At 71.2% G+C, this 5928-nt stretch carries 5 protein-coding genes; 2 read left to right on the top strand and 3 right to left on the bottom strand.

Annotated features, from left to right (window positions below; translation table 11 throughout):
* Together ND748_RS22910 and ND748_RS22915 are read right to left on the bottom strand one after the other, a co-directional pair.
* The coding region (locus tag ND748_RS22910) for an MFS transporter (protein WP_251748024.1) at positions 1-495 on the bottom strand (495 nt) is incomplete at its 3' end.
* 170 nt (positions 496-665) lie between these two features.
* Positions 666-1280, bottom strand: coding sequence for a TetR/AcrR family transcriptional regulator (locus ND748_RS22915; RefSeq protein ID WP_251748025.1), 615 nt, complete (start codon positions 1278-1280; stop codon positions 666-668).
* Positions 1281-1500: 220 nt separating this feature from the next.
* Here ND748_RS22915 and ND748_RS22920 point away from each other — a divergent pair, with 220 nt between their 5' ends.
* On the top strand, positions 1501-1908 hold the full coding sequence (locus ND748_RS22920; RefSeq protein WP_251748026.1) for a limonene-1,2-epoxide hydrolase family protein: 408 nt from the start codon (positions 1501-1503) through the stop codon (positions 1906-1908).
* 164 nt (positions 1909-2072) lie between these two features.
* On the opposite strand, the gene ND748_RS22925 is transcribed toward ND748_RS22920, so the two are convergent.
* Positions 2073-3296: a cytochrome P450 gene (locus ND748_RS22925; RefSeq protein ID WP_251748027.1), complete on the bottom strand. Its 1224-nt coding sequence runs from the start codon at positions 3294-3296 to the stop codon at positions 2073-2075.
* A gap of 485 nt (positions 3297-3781) precedes the next feature.
* On the opposite strand from ND748_RS22925, the gene ND748_RS22930 reads away from it, so the two are divergent.
* Positions 3782-5928 (top strand): MMPL family transporter (locus ND748_RS22930; protein WP_251748028.1); only part of this gene is annotated, 2147 nt, incomplete at its 3' end.

The raw sequence follows: 5928 nt of genomic DNA on the forward strand, positions 1-5928 counted from the left end.
GGCCCGCACCGCCGCCCCGCGCCGGGCGGGCGGTGCTGCCGCGAGCAGCAGCCCGAGCGAGGACGGGGTCATCACCGCGGCGCCCGCCGCCTGCAGCACCCGGGCGGCGACGAGAAACCACACCGTGGGGGCGACGGCGCACAGGGCGGAGGCGACGACGAAGATCCCGGTGCCCCAGAGGTAGGCGCGGCGCGGGCTGGTCCGGTCCGCGAGGTTCCCGGCGGGCACGAGCAGCGCGGCGAAGACGACGGCGTACCCGTTGAGCACCCACGACAGCGAGGACAGCGACGACCCGTCGAAGTGCCGGCCCATGTCCGGCAGGGCGACGTTGACGACGAACAGGTCGAGGTTCGTCATGGCGACCCCGGCCGCCACCACCGCGAACACCCGCCCGAACCGCCCACCGGACGCGCCACCCGGCGTGATGCCGCCCGCGTCACTGCTCGTCGGGCTGCTGCCCGTGGAGGAGCTGCGGCCTGTGGAGGAGCGGTCCATGCGCGATCATTCCTCACCCGTAAGTTTGAAAACACGACTGACTCGGCCAGGGGGGAGCCTAGTCGTGGCGGGTTGGAGAATCCAACGATCGGCGACAGGGTTCGGTCGATCGGTGACAGGGTTCGGTGGATGGGTGAGGTGGACCGGCCGCGGGCCCGGGCGCCACTCGATCAGGTGCTCGGTGGCGCCGGGGGGTGGGGGATCGTCAGTCCCGCGAGCAGCCGGTCCACGGCGCCGACGGCCTGATCTCGGGCGGCGGCCGGGTCGTCGGCGCCGGCGATGAACAACGCCGCCTCGTCGATGGCGGCGAGCAGGATGTGGGCGAGGACGTCGAGGGGTTGGGCGGGCAGGGTGCCCTCCGTGACCGCGAGGTCGAGCAGGGCGTGAATAGCGCCGAGTCCGTAGCGCTCCTCGATCGCTCGCCAGTCGCGCCAGCCGAGGACGGCGGGTCCGTCGACGAGCAGGATGCGCTGCACCTCGGGTTGCAGCGAGGCGTCCAGAAAGCCCAGCAGGCCGTGGCGCAGCCGGGCGAGGGCGTCGCCGCTGCCGGCGGGACCCGCGGCAGCGAGCAGGTCCTCCTCGACCTGCTCGAAGACGGCGAGGAAGAGCGCCTTCTTGTCGGCGAAGTGGTGGTAGAGCGCGCCGCGGGTGCCGACGCCGGCCGCGGCGACGAGTTCCTCGGTGCTGGTGTCGAAGTAGCCCTTCTCGACGAACAGCCGCCGGGCCGCCGTGACCAGGGCGGCGCGGGTGGCCTCCGCGCGTTCGGCCACCAGCGCCGCTCTCACGGTGCTGCGGGTCGTCGGCGTCCGTTGACCGCTGTCCACCCGCTCAGTATGGTCCACCTACAGTCTGAATGAGAGACCTACAGGCTGTATGTCGGTGAGGCCCTAGGTCTGTGGGGCTGTATGTCTGTGGGGCTGCAGGTCTGCAGGTCCACGGGCTGTGGGGCCACGGGCTGCGTGGTGACAGGCGATAGGTCTCGGAGAACATCGAGGGAGTGGCGCCATGAGTGACCCGGCCCGTATCGTCCGTGAGTTCTGTGACCTGATGGCCAAGCGGGATCCGGCGCTGCTGCGGCCGTTCCTCGCCGAGGACGCCGTCTACCAGAACACCGGCACGCCCGCGTCCACCGGCGCCGCGGCGGTGCTGGCGAACCTCGCCGGCCAGTTCGCGGTGTTCCCCGACTCCTACGAGTACAAAATGATCAATCTGGCGGTCGACGGCGACGTCGTCCTGACCGAGCGCCTCGACCTGATCCGGACTCCCGACGGTGTCCGAGGGGTGCCGGTGATGGGCGCCTTCGTCGTGCGCGAGGGCGTGATCACGCGGTGGACGGACTACTGGGACACCGGGCTACCCGCGAAGATGATGAGCGGTCAGAACATCGACGGGCTGGTTCCCGCGTCCTACTGACCACGCCGGTTCTTCGTGGCCCGGGCCGTGGGCCCGGTGCTTCCAGGTGCGCGCTGCGGGCGCGCGCCGCCGGGGCCGGTGGGTGACGTCTCCTGGGTGATGTCTCCTGGATGATGTCTCCGGGTGGTGCGTCGGCTCCGGCGGCGGCGGCGTGCGCCCGGGTGTCACCAGAGCACGGGCAGCGTCTCCGGTCGGCCGATCGGGGCCTTGAGCTCGTAGTGCAGCTCGGTGGGCGCCACCGCGAGCCGTAGCCCGGGGACCTTCTCGATCAGGGCGGTGAGCACCTCGGTCAGCTCGACCCGGGCCAGGTGTGCGCCGATGCAGTGGTGCACGCCGGCGCCGAAGGTCAGGTTCGGTACCGGTTCCCGGGTGAGATCGAGGCGGTCGGGATCGGTGAACACCGCCGGGTCACGGCTCATCGCCGCCAGCGGGACCACGACCACCTCACCGGCGCGGACGACGAAGCCGCCCAGGTCGACGTCCGCGGTCGCCACCCGCGGGAAGGTCATCGACAGCGGGTGGTAGCGCAGGAGCTCCTCGATGGCGTTCGGCATGCCGCTGGGATCGGCGACGAGGGCCTCCCAGTGCGACCGCTGGGTGAGCAGGGTCGTGATGACGTTCGAGATGACGCCGCCGGTGGTCTCGAACCCGCCGATGAGCAGTGTCATCGCGAGTGAGTGCAGTTCGGTCTCGGTGAGGGTGCCGTCGTCGTCGGCCGCGGCGATGAGAACGTCGAGCAGACCCTCCGGGCTGTCGGCGTCACCGGCGGCGGCCTTGCGCGCCCGGACCAGCTCGCCCATGTATCCGTACAGCGCGAAGAGCCCCTCGGCGGAGCCCTTCGGGTCCAGGTGGAACCGGAACAGCGACTCGCTCCAGGTCCGGACCTTCTCCCGGTCCAGGTCGGGGACGCCGAGGAGCTGGCAGATCACCTCGATCGGCAGATTGAAGGCGAGGGTGCGGATGTCACCCGGCGCCCCCTGGGCCGTCATCGCGTCGATCCGGGCCCGGGCCGTCGCCGCGATCCAGGGCCGCATCCGCTCGATCCGACGGTGCGCGAAACCGGCGTTGACCATGCGTCGGATTCGGGTGTGCTCCGGTGGGTCGAGCCAGAGCAGGGAGTTCGGATCGGGCATCTGGCCCGCCGTCAGGGGCGGGGAGAAGTCCAGCGTCCGGGTGCGGGAGAAACGGGGGTCGGCGAGCATCGCACGGGCCGGCGCATAGCGGACGATCAGCCAGATCGGGAGTTGGCCGGGGCCGAAACGCACACGGATCGCGGGTGCTTCCCGGGCGTATTCCGCCAGGCGTCCCGAGGAGTGCGGCGAGAATGTGTCGGCAAAGGGAAACGAGGGGATTTCCTGATCGTGCTGCACGACTTCGGTAATCGACATGGAGAGGGAACTTCCTTTCGCTGCCGGACAAGGGGGGAGCAGCGGGCCGATCGTTGCATGTCGATTGGGGGCAGGTAGTGAAGACGGTCGAAAAACACGCCTGAAGCGACGTCGGGACAGCTTGTCGCCAACATGCTCTGCACACGTCCTGCCGCTGGCAGGAGAAGGTCACGCGGCGCGGCGCCGCGTGGTCGGGCACTAGGATTCGTCACCACCGCGCCGCCCGCCACCCGCCGCCACCGTCGTCGCCACCGTCCGCCACCGGTGCCGCGGTCGTGGTCGCGGTCGCTGCCCCATGGCCGGCTCACCCGGACGTGTTGTGATCCCCCGGACACGTTGCCGGCACCCCACCGGAGTGCCCATCTCGCCGGTCCAGAGCCGGTTCACGTTGACGCCGTGCATGTCCGTGGGCCAGATTGGCCCCGCATACGAATCCGACATTGAACCCAAATGGGCCATTAACGGTCCTTGCCGAGGAGTGTGCCGTGACGCTACTGGTCCGCTGGTGCCAGCGGTACCGATGGCTGGTCGTCGCGGTGTGGCTGACAGCGCTGATCGCCGCGACGAACGGCGCCCAGCAGAAGGGCGCCCGGTTCAGCCAGGATCTCGGCGTCACCGGCGCCGAATCGCAGCAGGCGATGGACCTGGTGGCCGACATCATGCCCGACCGGAAACTGCCGGATCTGGAGATGATCGTCGTGCGGGCCCGGGCGGGTGACGTGCAGGCGCCCGAGGTGCGGGCGCGGGTCGCCACGATGATCGCGCAGCTCGGCAAGCTCCCCGGCGTCACCGGCGTGTTCGACCCCTACAGTCCGCTGGGCGCCGCGCCGCTGGGCGGCAGCCCCCTGAGCGCGGACGGCCACACGGCGATCGTCTCCGTGCTCATGAAGGACGCGCCGACCACGCCCGACCTCCCCGCGATGCGCGGACTGATCTCCACCGCCCGCGACTACGACGGTCCCGATCTGCAGGTCGAGGTCACCGGACCCGCCACCACCGTCGTCGTGCAGGGGACGATCTCACCCTGGCCGATCGCGCTCGGCATCGGCGTGGCGCTGCTCATCCTCTGCCTGACCGTACGGTCCCCGGCCGCCGTCGCCGTCTGCGCCATCGCCGCGGGGGCGACGACCGCGGGAGCGCTGGACGGCGTCACCCTGCTGTCCCATCGGGCCAACGTGATGCAGCTCGCGCCACTGCTGGCGCTGGTGCTCGGCTTCGGGCTGAGCCTCGGCTCCGCCCTCGTCATCGTCAACCGGGCCCAGACCGGCCTGCGGCGGGGACGCAAACCCGAGGACGCGGTGCGTGCGGCGATGCGCCATCCCGGCCGGGCGACCATCGCGGGCAGCCTCGGGCTCGCCGTGGTCATGCTCGGCACCAGCGCGTTGCGCCTCAGCGTGTTCGACGGCCTCGCCCTGGCCGGGTTCACCGCAGCCGCCGTGAGCATCCTCGTCGTCGCCACGCTGCTGCCCGCGATGCTGGCGATCTCCGGGCGTGGCCTGCTGGTCTGGGCCGAACGGACCCATCTGAGCGTCACCGGGACCGGGCTGCCGGTGCGCCCGGGCCTGCGGTCCTGGTGGGCCCGGACCGTCGGGCGTCACCCCCAGGTGTTGGCCGGCGCCGCGGTCGTGCTGCTCACCGTCCTGGCACTGCCGGTGGTCGGGCTGCGCCTGGGCGGCACCGACAACGGCGTCGACCCGACGTCGACGACGAGCCGGCGCGCCTACGACCTGGTCAGCGACGAGTACTTCCCCGGCCTCAACGGGCAGCTCATCGTCATGGCCACGGGAGTGTCGGCCAACCAGCCGACCGCCGTGCCCCACCTGCTGACCGCCCTGCAGGGCACCCCCGGCGTGCAGCGAGCCTTCCTCGTCCTGCAGAACGCCCAGGCGGCGAGCGCCCTGATCCAGGTGTTCCCGAACGACCCGCCCCGGTCGGTGGCGGCCGCCGACCTCGTCCACCGGCTGCGCGACTCCACCGTGCCGACGGCGATCGCGGGCACCTCCCTGGAGGTGTACATCGGCGGCCAGACGGCGATCTTCGAGGACATGTCGGACCGCTTCGCCCGGGTCCTGCCCGCCTTCCTGATCCTCGAACTGGGCGTGCTCGGGGTCACGGTCCTGCTCAGCCTGCGCTCGGTGCGCCACAGCCTGGCGATCACGGCGGCCAGCATGCTCGCCCTCGCGGCGACCCTGGGCGTCATCACCTCGATCTTCTGCAACGGATGGCTGGCCTCCGGGCTCGGGGTGCGCACCGGCCCGATCGAGCCGTTCATCCTCGGGCTCATCCTCATCATCGTGTTCGGGCTGTCGATCGGGATGCACCTGACGCTGCTGAGCCGGCTGCGCGGCACCGCCGACGCTCCGGATCCGCAGGCGGCGATCAGCAGCCGGCACGCGGACGTCGGCGGTGTCGTCATCACGATCAGCATGATCATGGTGGCGGTGTTCGTGGCGCTCACCATGCAGCAGGTGCGGATGATGAAGCTGCTCGGCATCGGACTGTCCGTCGGGGTGATCCTCGACGCCCTCGTGCTGCGGCTGGTGCTGCTGCCCGCCCTCATCCACCTGGTCGGACTGGACCATCGCCGCGGTGACCCGCCGCGGCCCGCGCCGCCGGCCCCGCCGCAGCGCGG

The organism is Frankia sp. AiPs1 (assembly GCF_023716945.1).
GTDB lineage: Bacteria > Actinomycetota > Actinomycetes > Frankiales > Frankiaceae > Frankia.

Excerpts from the sequence above, each read along its gene's own strand:
- ND748_RS22920 (WP_251748026.1), top strand. The coding sequence starts at position 1,501 with ATGAGTGACCCGGCCCGTATCGTCCGTGAGTTCTGTGACCTGATGGCC.
- ND748_RS22925 (WP_251748027.1), bottom strand. The coding sequence starts at position 3,296 with ATGTCGATTACCGAAGTCGTGCAGCACGATCAGGAAATCCCCTCGTTT.